Here is a 21,856-nt window from a genome sequence, read left to right on the forward strand (position 1 = left end):
TTGTTAAAGGCGAGAAAGAGGCTGGCACAACCGGCAGGCGGGGTCAAACGATTTGCGGTCTGATAAAAGAAAGGGCGACTCGCGTCGCCCTTATCGATTCAGATTGGCCAACTCAACTACGTTTGCCGGCCTTGGCCAGATCCGCCGTGATGTTGGCCGCCTCGACGAGATACTCATCGGGCGCCTCAAAATCGGCAGGCAAGTCATCCAGGCTCTTCACCGCTGGCTTGCCAAGGCGGGCCAGACGTTCGTTGGCGCGCTTGAGCGCCTTCTCGTCCTGTTTGGCCTGCTCTGCCAGACGTTCTGCCTCGTTGAGGGAGACAGATTTTTTATCTTTCTCCCCCTGGTACTCGGCGATGTCCTGCATCACGTAGGCAAACTCGGGATCCTTGGCAATCCGTGCATCGTGGGCCACCTGCAACTTGGGCAGCTGGCTGGTGAAATTACCCAGCGTCTGGTAGTTGGCCGAGGCTATCTTGTCCCACGGCAGCGCGTTGAACTCGCGGCTCTCGCCAGTCTCTTCCGGCGCAACCGGCGTCGGGAAGCTGATGTCCGGTGCAACCCCCTTGTTCTGGGTGCTGCCGCCGTTGATCCGGTAGAACTTGGCGATGGTGTACTGCACGTGACCCAGCGGTTGCTCGTAGAAGTCGTAGACCTTGGCCAGGCTGCGATGCTGCTGCACCGTGCCCTTGCCGAACGAGTTTTCCCCGAGGATCAGGGCGCGGCCGTAGTCTTGCATGGCGGCGGCAAAGATCTCGGAGGCCGAGGCGCTGTAGCGATCGATCATCACCGACATGGGGCCACCGTAGTAGACCTGACCATCGTCATCGCCATTGACCGTGATGCGGCCCATGTGATCACGAATTTGCACCACGGGACCGCTGGCAAAGAAGAGACCGCTCAGGGCCGAAGCTTCGGTCAGGGCACCGCCACCATTGCCGCGCAGATCGATGATGAGGCCATCGATCTTCTGCTTGTTGAGGCTGGAGAGCTCCTTGATCACATCTTCATGAAGATTGACGTAGAAGCTGGGGATCTCGATGACCCCGATCTTCTTGCCTTCGGCGGTGATCACCTTGGACTTGGCGGCGCGATCTTCGAGGCGCACCTTGTCCCGCACTAGCTCGATCTGCTCGGTCTTGGCGCTGGCGCCCTTGCCGCGCTGGATCTCCAGCTTCACCTTGCTGCCCTTGGGCCCCTTGATGAGCTCGACCACGTCGTCAAGACGCCAGCCGATCACATCGACGATCTTGCCATCCTCCTGCCCTACCCCGGTGATCTTGTCATCGGGCTTGAGGTTGTTGGACTTGGCAGCAGGACCACCGGGCACCAGGGAACGAATGACGGTGAAATCGTCCTCCGCCTGCAGCACGGCACCAATCCCCTCCAGCGAGAGGTTCATCTCGGTGTTGAAACGATCGGCGCTGCGCGGTGAGAGATAACTGGTGTGCGGTTCGATGGCGCGAGCGAAGGAGTTCATGAAGAGCTGGAACACATCCTCGCTCTCAGTCTGGGACATCCGCTTGATGGCGTTGTTGTAACGCTTGCCAAGCAGCTCCTTGATCTCGGGCCACTCCTTGCCGCTGAGTTTGAGGCTCAGGGCATCGTATTTGACCCGCTGGCGCCACAACTCGTTGAGTTCGGCTTCATCCCTCGGCCAAGCCGCCCCTTCCCGATCGAACACATAGTTGTCGGGCTGGGTAAAATCGAAAGGAGTATCGAGCAGTTTGAGGGCGTATTCGAACCGCTCATAACGCCGCTGCTGACTCAGGTTGAACATCTCGTAGGCGGGCGCCAGACGGCCTCTTTCGAGGTCGGTGTCAAACCCGTTACGGTACTTTTCAAAACGGCTGATGTCAGAGGCCAAAAACAAGTTGCGGCTGTAATCCAGATTCTCCAGATACTTGTCGAAGATCACGGAGGAAAAGGCATCATCCAGCTTGAACTGTTTGTAATGCGAGCGGGTAAACAGATTGGCAATTCGCTTGCTAGCCGTAGCATGTTGGCTCTCTTGAGCCAACACAGGCAAATCACTCTCCTTGAGCACCGGCTCGATGGCCTGTGCGAGCCCGGCAAGCGCCAGGCTACAGGCAACGAGGGAAAAACGAATTACGCCATGCTTCAACATGTCTCTCCTTAGAGAACCAGGTGCTCTGATTTGACCCGCAGGGTCATGCCGGTCTGCAGCTGGACTTGAACGTCGTCCTTGGTCACTTCCTTGATGGTTGCGGGAACCGGAGACTTGCCCATGACCACACGGACGTCCTGACCCACTTTCAGGGTAGCGGCATCCACCTTGACCAGCGGAGCATCGGCAACAGGTGCTTTCTCCTGAGCCTTTGGCTTGGCGGCGACATCCGCCTTCTCGGTTTTGCGAGGAGCCGGACGACGGGGTTTCTTGGCCTTGTCATCCTTCTCTTTGTTGTTGGTACGACGGCTGGCAAAGACGCGTTCTTTACTCTCTTTCAGAGCCTGCTTGGCGTGTTCGATGTGCTCTTCGGTCAGCAGTTCGCCCGGGTTACCGTCCAGATCGACACGAGCCTGGCCAGCCTTGAGGCCATGCAGGTAGCGCCAACTGGAAGTATATTGACGCAGAGCAGAGCGCAGCATGGTCTTGGAGACTCTGGCATCGTCAGCAAGACGCTCGGCCAAATCCTGGAAGATGCCAATCTTGAGCGGCTTGGCCTCTCCTTCAGCAACGAAGCAGGCCGGGAATTTCTCGACCAGGTAGGCAACGATTTCTTTACTGTTCTTCAGCTTCTCAGTGTTTTCCATGTATAACCTTGGCTTTCATATAAACGCACGGGCACTTCCCGAGCACAACAAAGGCCTCATTATAGAGAGCTTGGGGCCTTTTGCGAACCATCTAAGCAATCACTTAGAGCATGCTTTCCAAAATTTGCACCGTTTCTTCCAGGCCAATCCGGTCTTCCTGATCGAAACGGTTAAAAATCGGACTGTCGATGTCGAGCACCCCGATGATCTCGCCGTTGCGGCGCACCGGGATCACGATTTCGGCATTGCTGGCACCGTCACAGGCAATATGCCCATCAAACTGATGCACATCATCTACCAGCTGGGTCTTGCCCTCTGACACGGCGGTGCCACAGACACCACGGCCGACGGGAATGCGGACACAGGCCGGCTTGCCCTGGAAGGGCCCCAATACCAGGGTGTCCCCTTGCAACAGATAAAAACCGACCCAGTTGATATCTGCCAGCTCCTGATTGAGCAGGGCGGAGAGGTTGGCCAGGTTGGCAATCAGGTCGGTTTCTCCCTCCAGCAGGGCTCGCGCCTGTTGATTGAGGGTTCGATAAAATTGATTTTTCTCAGTCATGATTAAATAGATTTCACTCCCTGTAGGCCAAGGGAAGGTAACGCCTGGCATGGAAATTTCAAATATTTTTTCCACTCCTTTGCGGCCAACGACTTATTCCCGGGCAACCGACAACGCCAATTGCTGGCGCTCGCCATTGTTCCATTCGATATTGAGCAGCCAGACCATAGTGGGAGAAGTACAACTGCCCACCAGGGTCGTTCCCTGCCAACCGCCGCTTATTTGTTCAAACTTGACCGGAATGGTTCCCATAAACATGTCCCGCCCTTCCAGCCATGCCTTCACCGGGGTAATGGCCGGATCCCCCCCCGTCATGCGCAGGGCAAAATCCCGTTCGGCGCGTACCGGCAGCTCGGCCACCGCCACCGTAAGGGGTTTTTCGCCGACAGAGACAGTGCAACTGCTGTGGGAAAGATCACAAATCTGATCTTTTATCGGCGCGGGTGCGGCGCTGTTTTCGGTTGAAAACCAGGTACGGTATGCAATGAGCCCCAATAATAGGGCCAGCACCAGTCCGAGGTGCATGACTTTACGGCTAGTGAGTTTTTCTTTCATGAAAAGCGGTCCCAATAAGATGCGGAAAAAATAGTATTTTTGTGATCTCGCACAAGGTAAATCGCGGTTAAAACGAGGCCGGACGGAGCCAAATATATCACTGTTTATACTGTTATTTTACCTGTCACTTCAGTATCATTCCCATGCAGTTTTCATATGGTCATCTTTTGCTTTTCCTTTCGTTAACAGATGTTAACAACTGGTGGGCGGTGACTCGATGAAACAGGTCCGGTTTACCGGACAAAAACCAAACAACAGCAGCATCGGAAGCGGAATATAACGATGAGCCATACAACTAACCATCCTGAGTACAACTACACCGTTGTTCGCCAGTTTACCGTCATGACGATTGTCTGGGGAATTGTCGGCATGTCGGTTGGCGTACTGATCGCAGCCCAGCTGATCTGGCCTGCCCTCAACTTCGAAACCCCCTGGCTGACTTACAGTCGTCTGCGGCCCCTGCACACCAACGCGGTGATCTTCGCCTTCGGGGTGAGCGCCCTGATGGCGACCTCCTTCTACGTGGTGCAGCGTACCTGCCAGACCCGGCTGTTTGGTGGCCCGCTCGCCAGCTTCGTGTTCTGGGGCTGGCAGGCAATCATCCTCTCTGCGGCCATCTCGCTGCCGTTGGGATTCACGACCGCCAAAGAGTATGCCGAGCTGGAGTGGCCGATCGATCTGGCGATCACCGTGGTCTGGGTCGCCTACGCCATCGTCTTCTTCGGCACCCTGATGAAGCGCACCACCTCCCACATCTATGTGGCGAACTGGTTCTTCGGCGCCTTTATCATCACGGTCGCCGTGCTGCACATCGTCAATAACATGGAAGTGCCGCTGTCCGGCATGAAGTCCTACTCCATGTATTCCGGTGCCATGGATGCCATGGTGCAGTGGTGGTACGGTCACAACGCGGTAGGCTTCCTGCTGACCGCAGGTTTCCTTGGCATGATGTACTACTTCGTGCCCAAGCAGGCCGGCCGCCCGGTTTACTCCTACCGTCTCTCCATCGTGCACTTCTGGGCGCTGATCTCCCTCTACATCTGGGCCGGTCCGCACCACCTGCACTATACCGCCCTGCCTGACTGGGCCCAGTCCCTCGGCATGGTGATGTCCCTGATCCTGTTCGTGCCCTCCTGGGGCGGCATGATCAACGGCATCATGACCCTCTCCGGTGCCTGGCACAAACTGCGCTATGACCCCATCCTGCGCTTCCTGATCGTCTCCCTGTCGTTCTACGGCATGTCGACCTTCGAAGGCCCCATGATGGCGATCAAGACCGTCAACGCCCTCTCCCACTACACCGACTGGACCGTAGGTCACGTTCACTCCGGTGCCCTGGGCTGGGTTGCCATGGTTTCCATCGGTGCGGTTTACCACCTGATCCCGAACCTGTTCGGCCAGGGTCGCATGTACAGCATCCGCTTGATCAACGTGCACTTCTGGCTGGCGACCGTCGGTACCGTGCTCTACATCGTCGCCATGTGGATTTCCGGTGTGATGCAGGGTCTGATGTGGCGTGCAGTCAACGAAGACGGCACCCTGACCTACAGCTTCGTGGAAGCCCTGCAGGCCTCCTATCCCTTCTACTTCGTGCGCTTCCTGGGTGGCTGCTTCTTTGTCACCGGTATGTTGCTGATGGCCTACAACGCCTATCGCACCATCACCGCGCCCAAGGGTTCTCTGGAACCCGTCGCCCAGCCAGCATGATTGAAGAGGTCAAAGCATGAGCAACAATAACCGTCACGAGATCTTTGAAAAAAGCGTTCCCATGCTGGTGGTCGGCATCATATTTGCCATCAGCCTGGGTGGCCTGGTCGAAATCACCCCGCTCTTCTTCCAAAAGCAGACTACCGAGCCGGTGGAGGGCCTCAAACCCTACACCGCCCTGCAGATGGAAGGGCGCGATATCTTCATCCGCGAAGGCTGCACCAACTGCCACAGCCAGATGATCCGTCCGTTCCGTGCCGAAACCGAGCGTTACGGTCACTACTCGGTCGCCGGTGAAAGCGTGTGGGAGCACCCCTTCCTGTGGGGCTCCAAGCGTACCGGTCCGGATCTGGCCCGGGTTGGTGGCCGCTACTCCGACGAGTGGCACAAGGTTCACCTGATCAACCCGCGCGACGTGGTACCCGAGTCCAACATGCCCGCCTACCCCTGGCTCGATCGCAACGTGCTGACCGGCGAGATGACAGGCAAGAAACTGGCGCTGTTCCGCGACCACTTCGGCGTGCCCTATACCGATGCCGATATTCAGGGCGCCGGTGATGCCGTCAAGGGCAAGACCGAACTGGAAGCCCTGGTGGCCTATCTGCAATCACTGGGTCATGCCCTGAAATAAGGAGTGTGGAGATGGACTACGGCACTTTTCGCGGTCTGTACACCCTGCTGTTGATGGCCATCATGATCGGCATCTTCGTCTGGGCTTACAGCAAACGCCGCAAGACCGCTTTCGACGAGGCTGCCAATCTGGTTTTCGCCGATGATGAGCAATCCGGTGCTGATAAAAAGAACGCAGGAGCGAAACAATAATGAGCACTCTGTTTAGTATTTTCGTAACCGTCATTACCCTGGGGACCATCTTCGGCTGCTTCCTGCTGCTGATGTGGTGCCGCAAGGACAAGATGGGTGTTGAAGAAGGCAAGTCGATGGGTCACTCCTTCGACGGCATCGAAGAGATCAACAACCCGCTGCCGAAGTGGTGGACCTACATGTTCCTCTTCTTCATCGTCACCGGTCTGGTCTATCTGGTCGCCTTCCCGGGCCTTGGCAACTTCAAGGGTCTGTTGGGCTGGCAAAGTTCCAACCAGGATGTCCGTTCGCTGGCCGAATCCCGCGCCGCGACCGAGTCTGCCAAGTCGGAAGGTCGTGCGGTGGAGTATGACCGCGAGATCGCCAAGGCTGACGAGATCTACGGCGCCAAGTTCCGCGAGCTGGCCTACCAGGCTGACGGCAAGAGCTATCGCCCCATCGAGGAGATCGCCGCCGACCCGGAAGCCCGCAAGGTGGGTCAGCGTCTGTTCCTGCAGAACTGCTCCCAGTGCCACGGCTCCGATGCCCGCGGTGGTCGCGGTTTCCCGAACCTGACCGACAGCGAATGGCAATGGGGCGGCGCCCCGGATCAGATCAAGACCACCATCATGGGCGGTCGTCAGGGGATCATGGCTGCCTGGGGCGAGATCCTGGGCAAGGATGGCGTGCAGGAAGTCGCTTCCTACGTGCTAAGCCTGTCCGGTCGCAAGGTCGATCTGGTGGAAGCCAAAAAGGGTGAAGCCCGCTTTGCGGTCTGCGCCGCCTGTCACGGCCCGGATGCCAAGGGCGGCATCGCCGTCGGTGCACCTGATCTGACCAACAGCACCTGGCTCTACGGTGGTTCCCGCGAAGTGGTGGTCCAGACCATTACCCACGGTCGCCACGGTGTGATGCCGGCCTGGAAAGACATTCTGGGCGAAGACAAGGTGCACCTGCTGGCCTCCTACGTTTACAGCCTGTCTCACCCACAGACTGCCAAATAAGGTCGGCCACACCCGAAGTAACATGTGATAAACACGTGATTACACAGCAAAAAGCCTCGACTACTCGAGGCTTTTTGTTATCTTGTGTTGCGTAAAAGCCATACTCCTCGTTAATCATTCGTTTCACGGTAGTAGCAATCATGACCCGACCCTGGTATCGCCAATTCTGGCCCTGGTTTATCATCGCCCTCCCCACCGCCGCCGTTGTCGGCAGCATCGCCACCGCCATCATCGCCAGCAAGGATGGAGTAAATCTGGTGGCAGAGGACTATTACAAACAAGGGAAAGAGATCAATCAGGATCTGAGCAAGTTTGACCGGGCCGAGGCGCTCAACATCCGCTTTGCGCTGGAGGTCAACGGTCAGGAGCTGACCCTCAACCCGCTCAGTGGCGACATCCCGCCCGGACAGGCGCTGTACCTCTCCCTGTTCCACCCCACCTTGGCCGGTCAGGACAGCGAGCACCTGATCACCGCCGATGGCAGCGGCACCTATCGCTTCCACTTTGAACGCCCCCTGACCGGTAAATGGCACCTCCGGGTCGATGCCTTCAACCACGAATGGCGACTGCAAGAAACGGTTCAACTGCCCACTCAGGCCCCTGTCGAACTCGATCCCAAAGGACGCTAAACCATGACCGGCTGTTTTCACTGTGGCGAGCCGGTTCCCGCCGACAGTCACTATGCCCTCGAGATCAAGGGCATTGTCCGTCCCATGTGCTGTCCGGGTTGCCAGGCGGTGGCGGAAACCATCATGGAGTGCGGCCTGGCCAGTTATTACGATCACCGCACCGCACCGGGTGCCAAGGGGGATCTGGTGCCCGAGGAGCTGGCCGCCCTCACCCACTACGATCTGGCCGAGGTGCAGCAGGAGTTTGTTACCGACAGCGGCAACGTGCGAGAAATCCAGCTGACGGTAGAGGGGCTCAGCTGCGCCGCCTGTGCCTGGCTTATCGAACGCCACCTGATGACCCTCCCCGGACTGCGTTACATCAACGTCAACACCACCACCCACAGGGCCCGCATCAAGTGGGATCCGGACAAGCTCTCTTTAAGCGACATCCTCAAGGGATTCGCCAAGGTTGGCTATCGCGCCTACCCCTTCCAGACCCATCAGCAAGAGGCGCTTTACGCCAAAGAGGTGCGCCGCTACATGTTCCGGATGGCACTGGCCGGGCTCGGCTCCATGCAGGTGATGATGTGCGCCGTGGCCCTTTACATGGACTTCTTCATCAGCGTGGAGGAGGAGTTCATGGTCTACTTCAAGTGGATAAGCCTGCTGCTCTCTACCCCCATCATGATCTATTCGGCCCAACCTTTTTACGTGAACGCCTGGCGCAGCCTGAAGCAGGGTCACCTCTCGATGGATGTGTCGGTATCCCTGGCCCTCATCGGCGCCTTTGTCGCCTCCATGTGGGCCACCGTCTTCAACACGGGCGAGGTCTACTACGACTCCATCACCATGTTCGTCTTCTTCCTGCTGCTGGGGCGGTTCCTAGAGCTCAGAGCCAGACGCAAAGCGTCCGAGTCGAGCTCCAACCTGGCGCGGCTGGTGCCCATCATGGCAACCCGCATCGACGAGGAAGGTGAACATGAGGTCGCCGCCAAGACCCTGCAAATAGGAGACAGAGTGCGTGTGCTGGCGGGCGCCACCCTGCCGGCTGACGGCATCATAGTGCGGGGGGAAGCCAGCCTAAATGAATCCATGCTGACCGGCGAACAGTTGCCGCTGCTCAAGGGGCATGGGGATCAGGTCTATGCCGGTACCATCAATACCGATGCCCCCCTCGAGATCCGGGTCAGCCATCGTATCGAGGAGTCGCGGATCGCCCAGATCATGCGCCTGCAGGATCACGCCCTCGACGACAAGCCCGCCATCGCCCAGATGGCCGATGTGCTGTCGCGCCACTTCATTCTGGTGCTGCTCATCATCGCGGCCCTGGTGTGGACCTTCTGGCATTTTCACCAGCCGGAGCAGGCATTCTGGATCACCCTGGCGGTGCTGGTCGCCACCTGCCCCTGCGCTCTGTCGCTGGCAACGCCAACCGCACTCACCTCGGCCACCGCTCATCTCACCCGCTCCGGCATACTGCTGCGTCGCGGTCACGTGCTGGATGTGCTGACCAAGGCCAACCGGGTGGTGATGGACAAGACGGGCACCCTGACCACAGGGGAAATTCGCCTCTGCCGCACCCAGGTGCTGGGGGATCTCGATGCCGAGCACTGTCTCGCCATCGCCCGCGCCCTGGAGGCACAGTCCGAACACCCCATCGCCCGCGCCTTCCGCCTGCCATCCGATGGCATCGCCCTGCTGCCTCATGCGAGTGACATCACTCCCGTCATCGGCCACGGTGTTACCGGGATTGTCGATGGCGTGCGCTATCGCATCGGCAGCGCTGGCTGGCTGGGACTGAGCGATGACCTCATCAGCCCCCGCGGCCTTTCTATCTATCTGGCCGACGAGCGCCAGGTCCTGGCCCGCTTCGAGCTGGAAGATACCCTGCGCCCCGACGCCAAGGCTCTCATCGCCGCCTTCAAAGCGGCCGGTTTGCAGACCACCATCCTCACCGGCGACAGTTCGGCCCAGGCCGATGAAATGGCCCGTGAGCTTGGCGTGGACGAGCTGATCAAGGGTGTCACCCCCGATGGCAAGCTCGCCTACCTCAAGGGGCGGGAGGCTGACGGGGAGATCAGCATCATGGTGGGCGACGGCATCAACGATGCTCCCGTGCTGGCCGGGGCCCATGCCTCGTTCGCCATGGCGGGCGGCACGGATCTGGCCAAGAACAGCGCCGATGCCATCCTGCTTGCTGATGATCTGAATCGCCTGCTGGACGCCAGGGCGCTGGCCCTGCGCACCCGCAAGATCATCATCGAGAATTTCGCCTGGTCCATCGGCTACAACCTGCTGGTGTTGCCGCTGGCTGCCAGCGGCTGGTTGCCCCCCTATCTGGCGGCGGCCGGTATGTCCTTGAGCTCCCTCATCGTGGTCACCAACTCCATGCGGCTCAATCGCTGACGTGACCATTGACTCGATGGCCTGTCACCGACGCAGGCCACATTTTTGACCCGTGGCGACTGGCCGGCGACCCGAACAGGGTTACCATGGGGCTCAGTCGCCAAGGAGGCATTTGCCAAGGTAGAGACCATGAACATCATTTTTGTCCTGATCCCCATCGCCATCCTGTTTGTGATCATCGCCGGAGTCGTCTTCTTCTGGGCCATTCGCTCCGAGCAGTTTGAGGACCTCGACAGACAGGGCTCCAACATCCTGTTTGATGAAGACCAACCTGCCCAGAAACCAACCAAGCACAGCCCAGATGACGCACAATCTTGATCTTCTTGGGGCCCTGCTGGTGGGACTGGCGGGCTCGGCACACTGCATCGGCATGTGCGGCGGTGTCTCGGCGGCCCTTGCCATGGCTATCCCGGCCGACAAACAGCACTTCTGGGGACGCCTCACTTATCTGCTCAACTACAACCTGGGCCGCATCCTCAGCTATGTGATTGCCGGAGCCCTGGTGGGGGGCTTGCTTGCCACCACCAGCGAGCTTGGGGCAGGCAAACACGCCATCGCCGGACTGCGGCTCATCGCGGCCCTCTTGATGATCGCCCTCGGCCTCTATCTGGCAGGCTGGTGGCAGGGCATTTTGCTACTCGAACGCATCGGCGCCAGACTCTGGCCCCACATCAAACCGCTGGCGGGCAAGTTTCTGCCCTTTACCTCCCCCCTGCAGGCGCTGCCCTTTGGCATGGTCTGGGGCTGGCTGCCCTGCGGGCTGGTCTACTCCATGCTGACCTGGAGCGCGGCGGCGGGCTCGGCCAGCGGCGGCGCTCTCATCATGCTTGCGTTTGGGTTGGGCACCCTGCCCACTCTGTTTGCTCTGGGGGGGCTCGCGGATCGGTTGCGCTACTGGCTGACCTTGCGCAGTTTGCGCCTCGGAGGCGCCCTGTTGCTCATTTTTTATGGGGTTCACACCTTGTGGGTTGGCATTGCATCCTTTTGAAACCCTATCCAAAACGGATGAGTTGATGGTAAACTTGTTTGATATAAATCAATTATTCGTATGAGCCTATGATCCCGGAAAAGAAACCTGGCAGACGTATCCAGAGCGGTGGCTGTGCAATTCATTGCCAGGACTGCAGTATCAGTCAGCTCTGCATTCCCTTTACCCTGAACGACAACGAGCTGGATCAGCTCGACAGCATCATCGAGCGCAAGAAGCCGATCCAGAAGGGTGAAGAGCTGTTCAAGGCCGGCGACGAGTTCAAGTCTCTCTACGCCATCCGTTCCGGGACCATCAAGTCCTACACCATCACAGAGCAAGGGGATGAGCAGATCACAGCCTTCCATCTGGCTGGTGATCTGGTCGGCTTCGATGCCATCCACAAACAGGCTCACCCCTCCTTCGCCCAGGCGCTGGAAACCGCCATGGTGTGCGAGATCCCGTTCGAAGTGCTTGACGATCTCTCCGGCAAGATGCCCAAGCTGCGTCAGCAGATCATGCGACTGATGAGCAACGAAATCATGGGCGATCAGGAGATGATCCTGTTGCTCTCCAAGAAGAATGCCGAAGAGCGCCTGGCAGCCTTCCTGCACAACCTGTCGGTACGCTTCTCCGAGCGCGGTTTCTCCGCCAAGGAGTTCCGTCTCTCCATGACCCGGGGCGACATCGGCAACTATCTGGGCCTCACCGTCGAGACCATCAGCCGTCTGCTTGGACGCTTCCAGAAGTCCGGTCTTATCAGCGTCAAGGGCAAGTACATTACCGTGCTCGATCACGCGGCACTCGGCCAGATGGCTGGCGCCACCCGTCCGACCTGCGGCTGATCTCCCCGCCATTTCCCCTCTCCTCTGCCGGATCCTTTCCTCTGGAATTTGATCCGGCACACGACCGCCACCTACCTCCTGCGCTAAGCTGTAAATGCTAAAGTCCTGCTGACATTGGTATTTTCCAAGGAGGAGAAGATGGTCAAATATCAGAACATTCTGGTGGTTATCAACCCCGAAGAAGAGCGGCAAATCGCCCTCGAACGGGCGGTCAAGATCGCCGAGCTGGACAATAATGCCCATCTGACCCTGCTGCTCACCATCTATGACTTCTCGTACGAGATGACCGCCATGTTGTCGGCGGAGGAGCGGGAAGAGATGCGCCACGGTGTCATTTCCCAGCGCCAGGAGTGGCTGGACGAGATCCTGACTCCCTACCGGGAAAAAGGGATCACCTGCGAAGTGAAAGTCGTCTGGCACAACCGCCCCTTCGAGTGCGTCATTCAGGAGGTGCTGGAGCAGCGCCACGATCTGGTGGTCAAGGCCACCCACCATCACAGTTTCCTGCAAACCTTCATCTTTACTCCCACCGACTGGCACCTGCTGCGCAAATGCCCCTGCCCGGTTCTGCTGGTGAAAGAAGGGCACTGGCAGCGTGGCGGCAACATCATCGCCGCCATCAACTGCTCGAGCGACGACCCCGATCAGAAGGTACTCAACGAGCGGATCACCCAGGAGGGCACAGACATCGCCGAACTGCTGGGGGCCAACCTCTATCTGGTCAACACTTACCCAGGCACGCCGGTCAACGTGGCCATCGAACTGCCGGAGTTTGATCCTAAAGCCTACAACGAGGCGATCCGCAAGCATCACGAAAACCTGCTGCTGAGCCACGCCGACAAATTCGGGATCGGCCACCTCTGGACCCGGGTCGCGGAAGGCCTGCCCGAAGAGGTGTTGCCGGACATGGCAGAAGAGCTCAATGCCAACCTGATGATCATGGGGTGCGTCGGCCGTACCGGCCTCTCGGCCGCCCTGCTTGGCAACACCGCCGAGCATGTGGTGGACAGGCTGCCGTGCGACATCCTGATCCTTAAACCGGCCGATTACAGCTGCCCGGTGGACAGCCGCCGCAATCAGGCATAAGGCACCTTGCCCTCCCCCGGGACATGGCTATAATAACGCGCTTATTTGTGTCCCGGGTTTTACGAGCATGCTAGAAGAGCTGAACGCCAAAGAAAAATACAGTTTCAACAAACTGCAAAAGCGCCTGCGGCGCAACGTGGGTCAGGCCATTGCCGACTTCAACATGATTGAAGAGGGTGACAAGGTGATGGTGTGTCTGTCCGGCGGCAAGGACAGCTTTGGTATGCTCGACATACTGATGAACCTGAAAGCCAGCGCCCCCATCCATTTCGATCTGGTCGCCGTCAACCTGGATCAGAAGCAGCCCGGCTTCCCCGAGCACGTCCTGCCGGAATACCTCGACACCCTCGGCATCGAGTACAAGATCGTCGAAGAGGACACCTACTCCATCGTCAAGGAGAAGGTACCCGAGGGCAAGACCACCTGCTCGCTCTGCTCGCGTCTGCGCCGCGGTATTCTCTACCGCACCGCCCAGGAGCTGGGCTGCACCAAGATTGCCCTGGGCCATCACCGCGACGACATCCTCGAGACCCTGTTCCTCAACATGTTCTACGGCGGCAAGCTCAAGTCCATGCCGCCCAAGCTGGTGAGTGACGATGGCAAGAACGTGGTGATCCGCCCGCTGGCCTACTGCAAGGAAAAAGACCTGATCCGCTATGCAGACGTCAAGGCCTTCCCCATCATCCCCTGCAACCTGTGCGGCTCCCAGGAGAACCTGCAGCGCCAGGCCATCAAGCAGATGATGCAGGATTGGGATCGCCGCTTCCCGGGGCGCATCGAAACCATGTTCACCGCCATTCAGGACGTGATCCCGAGCCACCTGCTCGATCACAAGCTGTTTGACTTCAAGAGCATCAACCGCGACTCCGGCATCATAGATGGCGGCGACAAGGCGTTTGATCCCCCCGAGATGCCGAAGGTGCCCCACCTCGACATCGACGAGATGGACATGCTGGATGTGATTGAGGTGCGCTAAGCCCTCTGCTGCCAAAACAGCAATAATCAACAACAATGAAAAAGGAGCGACCCGTCGCTCCTTTTTTCTATCCCTGTGGCTGGCTCTGCCCCGTTACTCCTTGCGCAGCCAGGGGGTCAGTCGCAGCACCTTCCCCTGCAGGCGCAAGGTGCCGTCCGCAAAATCGGCGAGCTGAGCCCTGTTCAACTGCAGCTGGCCATCTTGCCAGGGCAACGCCTCCTGCCGGGCCCCCTCAACGAGATAGGCCGTCCCGCTCGGTTCGACCAACGCGATGTGCACCCCCTCCATGGACGGCAGGAAATACTTGCCCACCATGCCCGCCATCTTGTCGAGCAACTGCTGCATCTGCTGCTGGCGAGTGGCAATCTCCGCTACCGGAAACTGGCTGCCTGCCGGCGCATCGGCCATCACCTGTACCGCCATGTCACAGCTGGTATGGGGCTCTTGCAGCTCCACCACCACAGTGGCCTTGTCGAGATTGAGATCCCCGTCAAAAGGCAGGCGCAGTTCGCTGTCCACCGTTACCTCGGCGGCTACATCCCTGTCCGGCGTCGACACCCGGGCCGAGGTCAGAGTACAGCGCCGGCCATTTTGCGGATCGGTCAGATAAAATCCCAACCTGGCATGACCGAAATCCCCCTTGGCCACACTCTTCATCTGGCTGTAGAAGGTGCTGTATTGCAGATCCAGCGTAGGTGCCGCCACCGCCAGCCCCGGCAGCAAGAGGCTTGCCAGCAGGGCGCGGCGCAACGCCGAGGTCACTCCATTGCGACAGGTCATTCAATATCCTTATGCATCATGCGTTGAAATGATCGGGCCCTTCCCGTTCGGTCACTTCATTGACCTCTACTGCCACGCCGCACAGATCCCGATAGAGGATCCCCTTGCAGTTGAAGTAGAGAGGGGCCATCCAGATAAGTCCCAACCCCATGGGGAGCAGGGCGAGAAACAGCAGCGCCGCCATGACGCCATGAAACAGCACCAGGCTGGGCCAGCCTCGCACAAACAGCCGCAGGGAAACCACAATGGCCTGCACCGGCGTCAATCCGCGCTCCAGCACCAGGGGCACGGTGAAGATAAGGCCCATGCCGATGAGGGCAGAAGGTACAAAAGAGAACACCACCGGCAAGCCGACCAACTCGAACAGCGGGCCAAACAGGCTGGTGAGCACGCTGCCGAGCAGGCTCAGCATACCGAGACGCACGAAGTGACGAAAAAAGTCGAACACCTGGTTGGCCCTGGCACGTACCCCCACCGACTGCTGCAGCCCCAGCATATCGAGGGCGCTGGTCATGGGAGCCATGATGACGGTAATGAGCAGGCTCAGTACCATGGCCACGTTCATCTGCGTATCGTCACCGATATAGGGCACCAGCAACATGTTGCTGAGCAGGATCCAGATTGCCGTTACCCCGACGATAGCCAGCAGCAGGCCGAATCCGGTGCGGCGGGTCTGTTGCCACCCCTCCTGGATCACCCCTTTCAGATCGAGGCGATAACCCTGGCTCAGGGACTGCTCCAGGGAGCCACCAATACGCATTTTGTTACTCAATTGACTATCCAACATCGAAAACGAACGAATCAGGTGGCACATTATAGCGGTTTGATCCGGTATTCGTAGCCGTTTTTCCTGTCCTGTTCGGGCTAAAAAGCCTTTAATTTCATGTGTCGGCTGCAATAGAATGCGACCCTTCTTTCAACACGATGGCCACTGGCTGGGGTGAGACTGGCGGATGATGAAAAACCAACAGGTAATTGTCGCGCTGAACAAGATCAGCAAACACTACGATGGCAAGGCGATTCTCAATAACCTTGACCTTGATATTTATGACGGGGAATTCCTCACGCTGCTGGGTCCCTCCGGCTGTGGCAAGACTACCTTGCTGCGCCTGCTGGCCGGGCTCGAATCGGTAGACGGTGGCACCATCCACCTGGCCGGTGACGAGATCACCCACATTCCCGCCGAACACAGACACATCAATACCGTGTTTCAGAGCTATGCGCTCTTTCCCCATATGACGGTGTTCGAAAATGTCGCCTTTGGCCTCGAGATGCAGAAGGTGCCGGCAAGCGAAATCCGCCAGCGGGTCGAGGAGACCCTGGCCATGGTGCAGCTCTCCGATCTGGCCAACCGCCGTCCGGATCAGCTCTCGGGCGGTCAGCAGCAACGGGTTGCCATCGCCCGCGCCGTGGTCAACAAGCCACGCCTGCTGCTGCTCGATGAATCTCTCTCGGCGCTGGACTACAAGCTGCGCAAGCAGATGCAGACCGAACTGAAGGCACTGCAGCGCCGCCTCGGTATCACCTTCGTCTTCGTCACCCATGATCAGGAAGAGGCGCTCACCATGTCCGACCGCATCCTGGTGATGGAGGGGGGCAACATCATCCAGCGCGGCACCCCGCGCGACATCTACGAATCTCCGGCCAACCTGTTCGTTGCCCGCTTCATCGGCGAGATCAACGTGATGGATGGCACCCTGATCAGCCAGAGCGAACCCGGCGTCTGGCGCGCCGAGGTGGAAGGACGCGAGTGCCTGCTCCACACAGCCCTGCCCTTCAAACCCGCCGACAAGGTATTGGTGCTGCTGCGCCCCGAAGATCTGCGCATTCTCGACAACGGGGCCGATCAGGCGGGCGCACTGGCGGGCAAGATCTGTGAGCGCAACTACAAGGGCGCAACCCTGGACTCGATGATCGAGCTCGAGAGTGGCAAGCAACTGCTGATCTCGGAGTTCTTCGACGAGGATGACCCGGATTTCGACTATCGGCTGGGCCAGGAGGTGGCCATCCACTGGGTCGACAGCTGGGAGGTAGTGCTGCCCTATGAACCTCACTAATTCACGCCGCGGCCGGGCTCCCCTGAGCTTTGCCCACAACGGTTTTCGCAACGGGGCCATCGCGCTGATCCTCGGCTGGCTGACCCTGTTCGTCTTCTTTCCGAACCTGATGATCCTCGGGGTCAGCTTCCTGACCCGGGACGAGTCGACCCTCATCAGCCCGATCTTCACTTGGGGCAACTATGGCCGACTGCTGGAGCCCCTTTATTTTGAGGTGCTGCTCCACTCCCTGTGGCTGGCGCTGGTGGCCACCGCTATCTGTCTGCTGGTGGGTTACCCCTTTGCCTGGTTGCTGGCCCATCTGCCGAGCCGCATTCGCCCCCTGCTGCTGTTTCTGGTGGTGGTCCCCTTCTGGACCAACTCCCTCATCCGCACCTATGCCCTCAAGGTGCTGCTCAGCACCCGTGGCCTCATCAACGGCTGGTTGCTGGATCTGGGGCTCATTGAGCGGCCACTGCAGATGATGTACACCGAGGTGGCCGTCATCATCGGCCTGGTTTACGTGCTGCTCCCCTTCATGGTGCTGCCCCTCTATTCGAGCATCGAGAAGCTCGATGGCCGACTGCTTGAAGCCGCGCGGGATCTGGGAGCAAACGGCTGGCAGCGGCTGCACCGCATCGTGCTGCCGCTCACCCTGCCCGGTATCATCGCAGGCTGCCTGCTGGTATTTCTGCCCGCCATGGGGATGTTCTATGTCTCCGATCTCTTGGGCGGTGCCAAGCACCTGCTGATCGGCAACCTCATCAAGACCCAGTTCCTCAACAGCCGTGACTGGCCCTTCGGCGCTGCCATCAGCGTGATGCTGACGGTGCTGATGGCCCTGTTGGTCTACTGCTACTGGCGAGCGGGCAAACTCTTGAGCAAGAAGGGGGAACTGGCATGATGCGCGCACTGAAAGCGGGATTTTTGCTGCTGGTGTTCACCTACCTCTATGTCCCCATAGGGGTGCTGATCGCCAACTCCTTCAACCTCTCCAAGTACGGCATCGACTGGCGCGGCTTTACCTGGAGCTGGTACGAGAAGCTCTTCGCCAGCGCCAGCCTGATGCAGGCGGCCCAGCACTCCCTGACCATCGCCGCCCTTAGCGCCACGTCGGCCACCCTGATCGGCACCCTCACCGCAGTGGCGCTGTTTCGCTATCGCTTCCGGGGCAAGCAGTACGTCAGCGGCATGCTGTTCGTGGTGATGATGTCCCCGGACATCGTGATGGCCATCTCGCTGCTCACCCTGTTCGTGGCTACCGGCGTTGCCCTGGGTTTCTGGTCCCTGCTCATCGCTCACATCACCTTCTGCCTGCCCTTCGTGGTCATCACCGTCTACTCGCGGCTGTGCGGCTTCGATGTGCGGATGCTGGAGGCGGCCCGGGATCTGGGAGCTGGCGAGGGGATCATCTTTCGCCGGATCATATTGCCGCTGGCCCTGCCGGCGGTGATGGCGGGCTGGCTGCTCTCCTTCACCCTGTCCCTGGACGATGTGGTGGTGAGCTCCTTTGTCACCGGCCCGGCCTACGAGATCCTGCCCCTCAAGATCTACTCCATGGTCAAGGTGGGGATCTCCCCCGAGGTTAACGCCCTGGCCACCCTGATGCTCATTGCCTCACTGGGAATGGTGCTGGTCGCCCAGTTGTTACTGCGCAAGCGGCAGGCGTAGCCTGCCCGTTTGCTCGGGTTGTTTGCTGCGCCCCGGCGCAGCCCCTTTTCGCCACATGACGGCGTCACGCAGCAACACCGCTGGCGCAGGCGAACTCTGTCACGGTGGGCCGCAAGGCCCCATTACCTCAAGGAGTTTCTGATGACAATCAAGTACAAGGCGGGCGCCATGATGGCCGTCGCCCTCACCCTCTCCGCCCCGCTGCTGAGCACGCCGGTACAGGCCAACGAAGACAAGGTGGTCTACTTCTACAACTGGTCGGAATACGTACCGGACGGTCTGCTGGAGCAGTTCCAGCAAGAGACCGGCATCAAGGTGATCTACTCCACCTATGAATCCAACGAAACCCTCTACGCCAAGCTGAAGACCCATGGTGACGGCTACGATGTGGTGGTGCCGAGCACCTACTTCATCTCCAAGATGGCCAAGGAGGGGATGCTGCAACCCCTCGACCGTGCCCAGCTGCCCAACTTCAAGCACCTGGACCCCACCCTGCTCAACCACGAGTACGATCCGCAAAACCGCTACTCAGTCCCCTATATCTGGGGCGCCACCGGCATCGGCGTCAACAGCGAGATGATTAGCGAACCCGTCACCAGCTGGAAGCAGCTCTGGGCACCGGAGTGGAAAGAGAGCCTGCTGCTGATGGATGACGCCCGCGAGGTGTTCCATATCGCCCTGGTTCAGCTGGGTTACAGCCCCAACACCCAGGACAAGGCCCAGATCACCGAGGCGTTCGAGTACCTGAAAAAGCTGATGCCCAACGTCAAGGCGTTCAACTCCGACAACCCGGCGGACCCCTTCATCGCCGGTGAAGTGAACATCGGCATGCTGTGGAACGGCTCCGCCTACGGCGCCCAGCGCGAATACCCGGCCATCAAGATGACCTATCCGGAGGAAGGGGCCGTGCTGTGGATGGACAACCTGGCCATTCCCGCCAAGGCCAAACACGTGAAAGAGGCCCATGCCCTCATCAACTTCCTGATGCGCCCGGACGTGGCGGCCAAGGTGGCCGAAACCATCGGCTACCCGACCCCGGTCAAGGATGCCATCCCCCTGCTCTCTCCCGAGTTTCGTAACAATGCCATGGTCTTCCCAAGCGACGAGACCAAGCAAAAAGGGGTGTTCCAGTCCGATGTGGGGGACGCCTCCCAGCTCTACGAGCAGTATTTCCTGCAGCTCAAGGCCATGGTGGCCAACGCCAATTAAGTCCATTGCCCCCGGCCACGCCGGGGGTTTTTATGCTGTTTTCCCACCAAATCTGCCATGCCGTGCGCCACAGGCAAGCAATGCCAGCGTTAACGCCACATTCATAAACCACTTCGTATATCGGTAATCCACAGCGTCATTCACTGAAAATTGGCGACCATGCCAAGTGATCCGCTGCCGTTGTCGTGAATGCCATTTTCACCATCTGCGATCAGGATGCCTGTATGCCCTTTGTGATGGAAACAAGAGTTGTCCCCTTCATTGCCCTGCTGGCGGTCGTGTTTGCATGCCTGTTCAACTGGCCCATCTGGCTGCATCTCTATGACATTCTCTCCCAGCTGGAGCGCGTCAAGACGGGCTTTGTCATCTCGCTCCCCATCCTGCTGGTCGCAGCGCTCAACTTCGTGTTTGTGCCATTCTCCATCCGCTATCTGCTCAAGCCCTTCTTCGCGCTCCTCTTCGTCATCAGCGCCATTGCCAGTTACACCATGCTCAAATATGGCGTCCAGTTTGATCAGACCATGATCCAGAACGTCTTCGAGACCAACCAGAGCGAAGCCCTGGCCTATGTCAGTGCGCCCATCGTCGCCTGGGTGACGGTAACCGGCATCCTCCCCGCGATCGGCCTGTTTTTCATCAAGATCAACTATGCCAACCGCTGGTACAAAGGCCTCCTCGCTCGTTCCCTCTCCATGCTGGTCTCCCTGGCCATAGTGACAGCTATTGCCGCACTCTATTATCAGGATTACGTCTCGGTAGGTCGCAACAATTCGAGCCTCAAGCGTGAAATCGTGCCGGCCAACGTCGTCAACAGCACCACCAAATTTATCTACAAGCGCTTTCTGGTCGAGCCCATCCCCTTCACAACCCTGGGAGATGATGCCAAACGGACGGCCAGCTCGGCCAAACCTACCCTGATGTTTCTGGTATTGGGGGAAGCCGCCCGCAGCAAAAACTACTCGATGAATGGCTATGCCAGGGAGACCAATCCCTTTACCAGCAAGGCAGGTGGCGTCATCTCTTTCAGGCAGATGCGCTCTTGTGGCACAGCCACTGCCGTGTCGGTCCCCTGCATGTTCTCCAACATGGGGCGCGAGGAGTTTGACGGCAATCTGGCCCGAAACAGCGAGGGACTGCTGGACGTATTGCAAAAGGCAGGCATCTCCATCTACTGGAAGGACAACAACAGCAACTGCAAAGGGGTCTGTGATCGGGTCCCGAATATCCAGATCCAGCCCACGACCAATCCCACCCTGTGCAAGGGCGGCACCTGTTACGACGAGGTACTGTTGCAGGGGCTGGATGATGAGGTGGCCAACATGAAGGGGGACAAGATGCTCGCCTTTCACCTGCTTGGCAGCCATGGCCCCACCTACTACAAGCGCTACCCCAGTGAGCAGCGCAAGTTTGTGCCGGACTGTCCGCGCAGCGACATCGAGAACTGCACGACCGAGCAGCTGGTTAATACCTATGACAACACCATCCGCTATGCCGACCTGGTGGTTGCCCGGCTGATCGCCAGACTCAAGCAGTATGAAGAGAAGTACAACACGGCGCTGATCTACCTATCGGATCACGGCCAATCCCTCGGTGAAATGGGGCTCTATCTGCACTCGGCCCCGTACCGGATCGCCCCCGATGAACAGACTCGCATACCGATGCAGATCTGGATGTCGCCAGGCTTTATCAAGGAGAAGAAGCTGAACATCCTCTGCCTGCAAAAAAATGCCAACGCCACCCCCTACTCCCATGACAATCTGTTCTCGTCCATGCTGGGGATCTGGGACGTCAAGACGACCGTCTATGACAAGCGTCTCGATATTTTCAGTCCCTGCCGAAGGACGCAGGCGCCCTGATCCTCCCTG

General features: G+C 58.9%; 22 protein-coding genes. 16 read left to right on the forward strand and 6 right to left on the reverse strand.

Going from position 1 to position 21,856, the window contains the following annotated elements; all coding sequences use genetic code 11:
* Window positions 1–112 precede the first annotated feature (112 nt).
* The 4 genes from prc to MRK42_RS10610 form a co-directional block, all read right to left on the reverse strand.
* Complete coding sequence (gene prc / locus MRK42_RS10595) at window positions 113–2,128, reverse strand: carboxy terminal-processing peptidase (RefSeq protein WP_338612385.1); 2,016 nt, start codon at window positions 2,126–2,128, stop codon at window positions 113–115.
* Window positions 2,129–2,136: 8 nt separating this feature from the next.
* On the reverse strand, window positions 2,137–2,775 hold the full coding sequence (gene proQ, locus MRK42_RS10600) for an RNA chaperone ProQ (RefSeq protein ID WP_026456589.1): 639 nt from the start codon (window positions 2,773–2,775) through the stop codon (window positions 2,137–2,139).
* A gap of 103 nt (window positions 2,776–2,878) precedes the next feature.
* Window positions 2,879–3,337: a GAF domain-containing protein gene (locus MRK42_RS10605; RefSeq protein WP_042026193.1), complete on the reverse strand. Its 459-nt coding sequence runs from the start codon at window positions 3,335–3,337 to the stop codon at window positions 2,879–2,881.
* A gap of 93 nt (window positions 3,338–3,430) precedes the next feature.
* Window positions 3,431–3,892, reverse strand: coding sequence for a hypothetical protein (locus MRK42_RS10610; RefSeq protein WP_223377706.1), 462 nt, complete (start codon window positions 3,890–3,892; stop codon window positions 3,431–3,433).
* A 282-nt stretch (window positions 3,893–4,174) separates the two neighbouring features.
* On the opposite strand from MRK42_RS10610, the gene ccoN reads away from it, so the two are divergent.
* From ccoN to ttcA, 11 genes are all read left to right on the forward strand, one after another.
* Window positions 4,175–5,599 carry a cytochrome-c oxidase, cbb3-type subunit I gene (ccoN, locus tag MRK42_RS10615; protein WP_026456586.1) on the forward strand — a complete coding sequence of 475 codons (1,425 nt, stop codon included), beginning with the start codon at window positions 4,175–4,177 and terminating at the stop codon, window positions 5,597–5,599.
* Window positions 5,600–5,615: 16 nt separating this feature from the next.
* The gene (gene ccoO, locus MRK42_RS10620; protein WP_042026191.1) at window positions 5,616–6,230 is read left to right on the forward strand and encodes a cytochrome-c oxidase, cbb3-type subunit II; all 615 of its coding nucleotides are present in this window, start codon (window positions 5,616–5,618) and stop codon (window positions 6,228–6,230) included.
* Between the two features lie 11 nt (window positions 6,231–6,241).
* On the forward strand, window positions 6,242–6,421 hold the full coding sequence (locus tag MRK42_RS10625; RefSeq protein ID WP_026456585.1) for a CcoQ/FixQ family Cbb3-type cytochrome c oxidase assembly chaperone: 180 nt from the start codon (window positions 6,242–6,244) through the stop codon (window positions 6,419–6,421).
* Window positions 6,421–7,404 (forward strand): cytochrome-c oxidase, cbb3-type subunit III, encoded by a 984-nt coding sequence (gene ccoP / locus MRK42_RS10630; RefSeq protein ID WP_338612386.1) that lies wholly within the window; start codon window positions 6,421–6,423, stop codon window positions 7,402–7,404. The genes MRK42_RS10625 and ccoP overlap by 1 nt, the downstream gene beginning before the upstream one ends.
* A gap of 140 nt (window positions 7,405–7,544) precedes the next feature.
* On the forward strand, window positions 7,545–8,033 hold the full coding sequence (locus MRK42_RS10635) for a FixH family protein (protein WP_338612387.1): 489 nt from the start codon (window positions 7,545–7,547) through the stop codon (window positions 8,031–8,033).
* A gap of 3 nt (window positions 8,034–8,036) precedes the next feature.
* Window positions 8,037–10,421, forward strand: a complete 2,385-nt coding sequence (locus MRK42_RS10640) for a heavy metal translocating P-type ATPase (protein ID WP_338612388.1) — start codon at window positions 8,037–8,039, stop codon at window positions 10,419–10,421.
* A gap of 129 nt (window positions 10,422–10,550) precedes the next feature.
* Complete coding sequence (gene ccoS, locus MRK42_RS10645) at window positions 10,551–10,739, forward strand: cbb3-type cytochrome oxidase assembly protein CcoS (protein ID WP_026457736.1); 189 nt, start codon at window positions 10,551–10,553, stop codon at window positions 10,737–10,739.
* On the forward strand, window positions 10,723–11,409 hold the full coding sequence (locus tag MRK42_RS10650; RefSeq protein WP_061477537.1) for a sulfite exporter TauE/SafE family protein: 687 nt from the start codon (window positions 10,723–10,725) through the stop codon (window positions 11,407–11,409). The genes ccoS and MRK42_RS10650 overlap by 17 nt, the downstream gene beginning before the upstream one ends.
* A 68-nt stretch (window positions 11,410–11,477) precedes the next feature.
* Entirely contained in the window at window positions 11,478–12,233 is a 756-nt protein-coding gene (locus MRK42_RS10655; protein WP_026458105.1) for an FNR family transcription factor, read from the forward strand.
* Between the two features lie 138 nt (window positions 12,234–12,371).
* Window positions 12,372–13,319, forward strand: coding sequence for a universal stress protein UspE (gene uspE / locus MRK42_RS10660; RefSeq protein WP_026458104.1), 948 nt, complete (start codon window positions 12,372–12,374; stop codon window positions 13,317–13,319).
* Between the two features lie 67 nt (window positions 13,320–13,386).
* The gene (gene ttcA / locus MRK42_RS10665; RefSeq protein ID WP_042026184.1) at window positions 13,387–14,295 is read left to right on the forward strand and encodes a tRNA 2-thiocytidine(32) synthetase TtcA; all 909 of its coding nucleotides are present in this window, start codon (window positions 13,387–13,389) and stop codon (window positions 14,293–14,295) included.
* Window positions 14,296–14,388: 93 nt separating this feature from the next.
* Here ttcA and MRK42_RS10670 read toward each other — a convergent pair whose 3' ends face one another.
* Together MRK42_RS10670 and MRK42_RS10675 are read right to left on the reverse strand one after the other, a co-directional pair.
* Window positions 14,389–15,075, reverse strand: coding sequence for a DUF2987 domain-containing protein (locus tag MRK42_RS10670; protein WP_201939541.1), 687 nt, complete (start codon window positions 15,073–15,075; stop codon window positions 14,389–14,391).
* Between the two features lie 16 nt (window positions 15,076–15,091).
* Window positions 15,092–15,835: a hypothetical protein gene (locus MRK42_RS10675; protein WP_201939807.1), complete on the reverse strand. Its 744-nt coding sequence runs from the start codon at window positions 15,833–15,835 to the stop codon at window positions 15,092–15,094.
* Between the two features lie 193 nt (window positions 15,836–16,028).
* Here MRK42_RS10675 and potA point away from each other — a divergent pair, with 193 nt between their 5' ends.
* From potA to MRK42_RS10700, 5 genes are all read left to right on the forward strand, one after another.
* On the forward strand, window positions 16,029–17,132 hold the full coding sequence (gene potA / locus MRK42_RS10680; RefSeq protein ID WP_338612389.1) for a spermidine/putrescine ABC transporter ATP-binding protein PotA: 1,104 nt from the start codon (window positions 16,029–16,031) through the stop codon (window positions 17,130–17,132).
* Entirely contained in the window at window positions 17,119–18,015 is an 897-nt protein-coding gene (potB, locus tag MRK42_RS10685; protein WP_042069341.1) for a spermidine/putrescine ABC transporter permease PotB, read from the forward strand. The genes potA and potB overlap by 14 nt, the downstream gene beginning before the upstream one ends.
* On the forward strand, window positions 18,012–18,782 hold the full coding sequence (gene potC / locus MRK42_RS10690) for a spermidine/putrescine ABC transporter permease PotC (RefSeq protein ID WP_042069339.1): 771 nt from the start codon (window positions 18,012–18,014) through the stop codon (window positions 18,780–18,782). The genes potB and potC overlap by 4 nt, the downstream gene beginning before the upstream one ends.
* Before the next feature lie 141 nt (window positions 18,783–18,923).
* Complete coding sequence (locus MRK42_RS10695) at window positions 18,924–19,991, forward strand: extracellular solute-binding protein (RefSeq protein WP_042069337.1); 1,068 nt, start codon at window positions 18,924–18,926, stop codon at window positions 19,989–19,991.
* 224 nt (window positions 19,992–20,215) lie between these two features.
* Window positions 20,216–21,847, forward strand: a complete 1,632-nt coding sequence (locus tag MRK42_RS10700) for a phosphoethanolamine--lipid A transferase (protein ID WP_042069336.1) — start codon at window positions 20,216–20,218, stop codon at window positions 21,845–21,847.
* Window positions 21,848–21,856: the final 9 nt, after the last annotated feature.

This window comes from Aeromonas sp. 19NY04SH05-1 (assembly GCF_040581895.1).
Taxonomy (GTDB): domain Bacteria; phylum Pseudomonadota; class Gammaproteobacteria; order Enterobacterales; family Aeromonadaceae; genus Aeromonas; species Aeromonas enteropelogenes.

Bases quoted from the DNA above. Each gene is read 5' to 3' on its own strand.
- prc (WP_338612385.1), bottom strand. From the start codon at position 2,128: ATGTTGAAGCATGGCGTAATTCGTTTTTCCCTCGTTGCCTGTAGCCTG.
- proQ (WP_026456589.1), bottom strand. From the start codon at position 2,775: ATGGAAAACACTGAGAAGCTGAAGAACAGTAAAGAAATCGTTGCCTAC.
- MRK42_RS10605 (WP_042026193.1), bottom strand. From the start codon at position 3,337: ATGACTGAGAAAAATCAATTTTATCGAACCCTCAATCAACAGGCGCGA.
- MRK42_RS10610 (WP_223377706.1), bottom strand. From the start codon at position 3,892: ATGAAAGAAAAACTCACTAGCCGTAAAGTCATGCACCTCGGACTGGTG.
- ccoN (WP_026456586.1), top strand. From the start codon at position 4,175: ATGAGCCATACAACTAACCATCCTGAGTACAACTACACCGTTGTTCGC.
- ccoO (WP_042026191.1), top strand. From the start codon at position 5,616: ATGAGCAACAATAACCGTCACGAGATCTTTGAAAAAAGCGTTCCCATG.
- MRK42_RS10625 (WP_026456585.1), top strand. From the start codon at position 6,242: ATGGACTACGGCACTTTTCGCGGTCTGTACACCCTGCTGTTGATGGCC.
- ccoP (WP_338612386.1), top strand. From the start codon at position 6,421: ATGAGCACTCTGTTTAGTATTTTCGTAACCGTCATTACCCTGGGGACC.
- MRK42_RS10635 (WP_338612387.1), top strand. From the start codon at position 7,545: ATGACCCGACCCTGGTATCGCCAATTCTGGCCCTGGTTTATCATCGCC.
- MRK42_RS10640 (WP_338612388.1), top strand. From the start codon at position 8,037: ATGACCGGCTGTTTTCACTGTGGCGAGCCGGTTCCCGCCGACAGTCAC.
- ccoS (WP_026457736.1), top strand. From the start codon at position 10,551: ATGAACATCATTTTTGTCCTGATCCCCATCGCCATCCTGTTTGTGATC.
- MRK42_RS10650 (WP_061477537.1), top strand. From the start codon at position 10,723: ATGACGCACAATCTTGATCTTCTTGGGGCCCTGCTGGTGGGACTGGCG.
- MRK42_RS10655 (WP_026458105.1), top strand. From the start codon at position 11,478: ATGATCCCGGAAAAGAAACCTGGCAGACGTATCCAGAGCGGTGGCTGT.
- uspE (WP_026458104.1), top strand. From the start codon at position 12,372: ATGGTCAAATATCAGAACATTCTGGTGGTTATCAACCCCGAAGAAGAG.
- ttcA (WP_042026184.1), top strand. From the start codon at position 13,387: ATGCTAGAAGAGCTGAACGCCAAAGAAAAATACAGTTTCAACAAACTG.
- MRK42_RS10670 (WP_201939541.1), bottom strand. From the start codon at position 15,075: ATGACCTGTCGCAATGGAGTGACCTCGGCGTTGCGCCGCGCCCTGCTG.
- MRK42_RS10675 (WP_201939807.1), bottom strand. From the start codon at position 15,835: ATGCGTATTGGTGGCTCCCTGGAGCAGTCCCTGAGCCAGGGTTATCGC.
- potA (WP_338612389.1), top strand. From the start codon at position 16,029: ATGATGAAAAACCAACAGGTAATTGTCGCGCTGAACAAGATCAGCAAA.
- potB (WP_042069341.1), top strand. From the start codon at position 17,119: ATGAACCTCACTAATTCACGCCGCGGCCGGGCTCCCCTGAGCTTTGCC.
- potC (WP_042069339.1), top strand. From the start codon at position 18,012: ATGATGCGCGCACTGAAAGCGGGATTTTTGCTGCTGGTGTTCACCTAC.
- MRK42_RS10695 (WP_042069337.1), top strand. From the start codon at position 18,924: ATGACAATCAAGTACAAGGCGGGCGCCATGATGGCCGTCGCCCTCACC.
- MRK42_RS10700 (WP_042069336.1), top strand. From the start codon at position 20,216: ATGCCCTTTGTGATGGAAACAAGAGTTGTCCCCTTCATTGCCCTGCTG.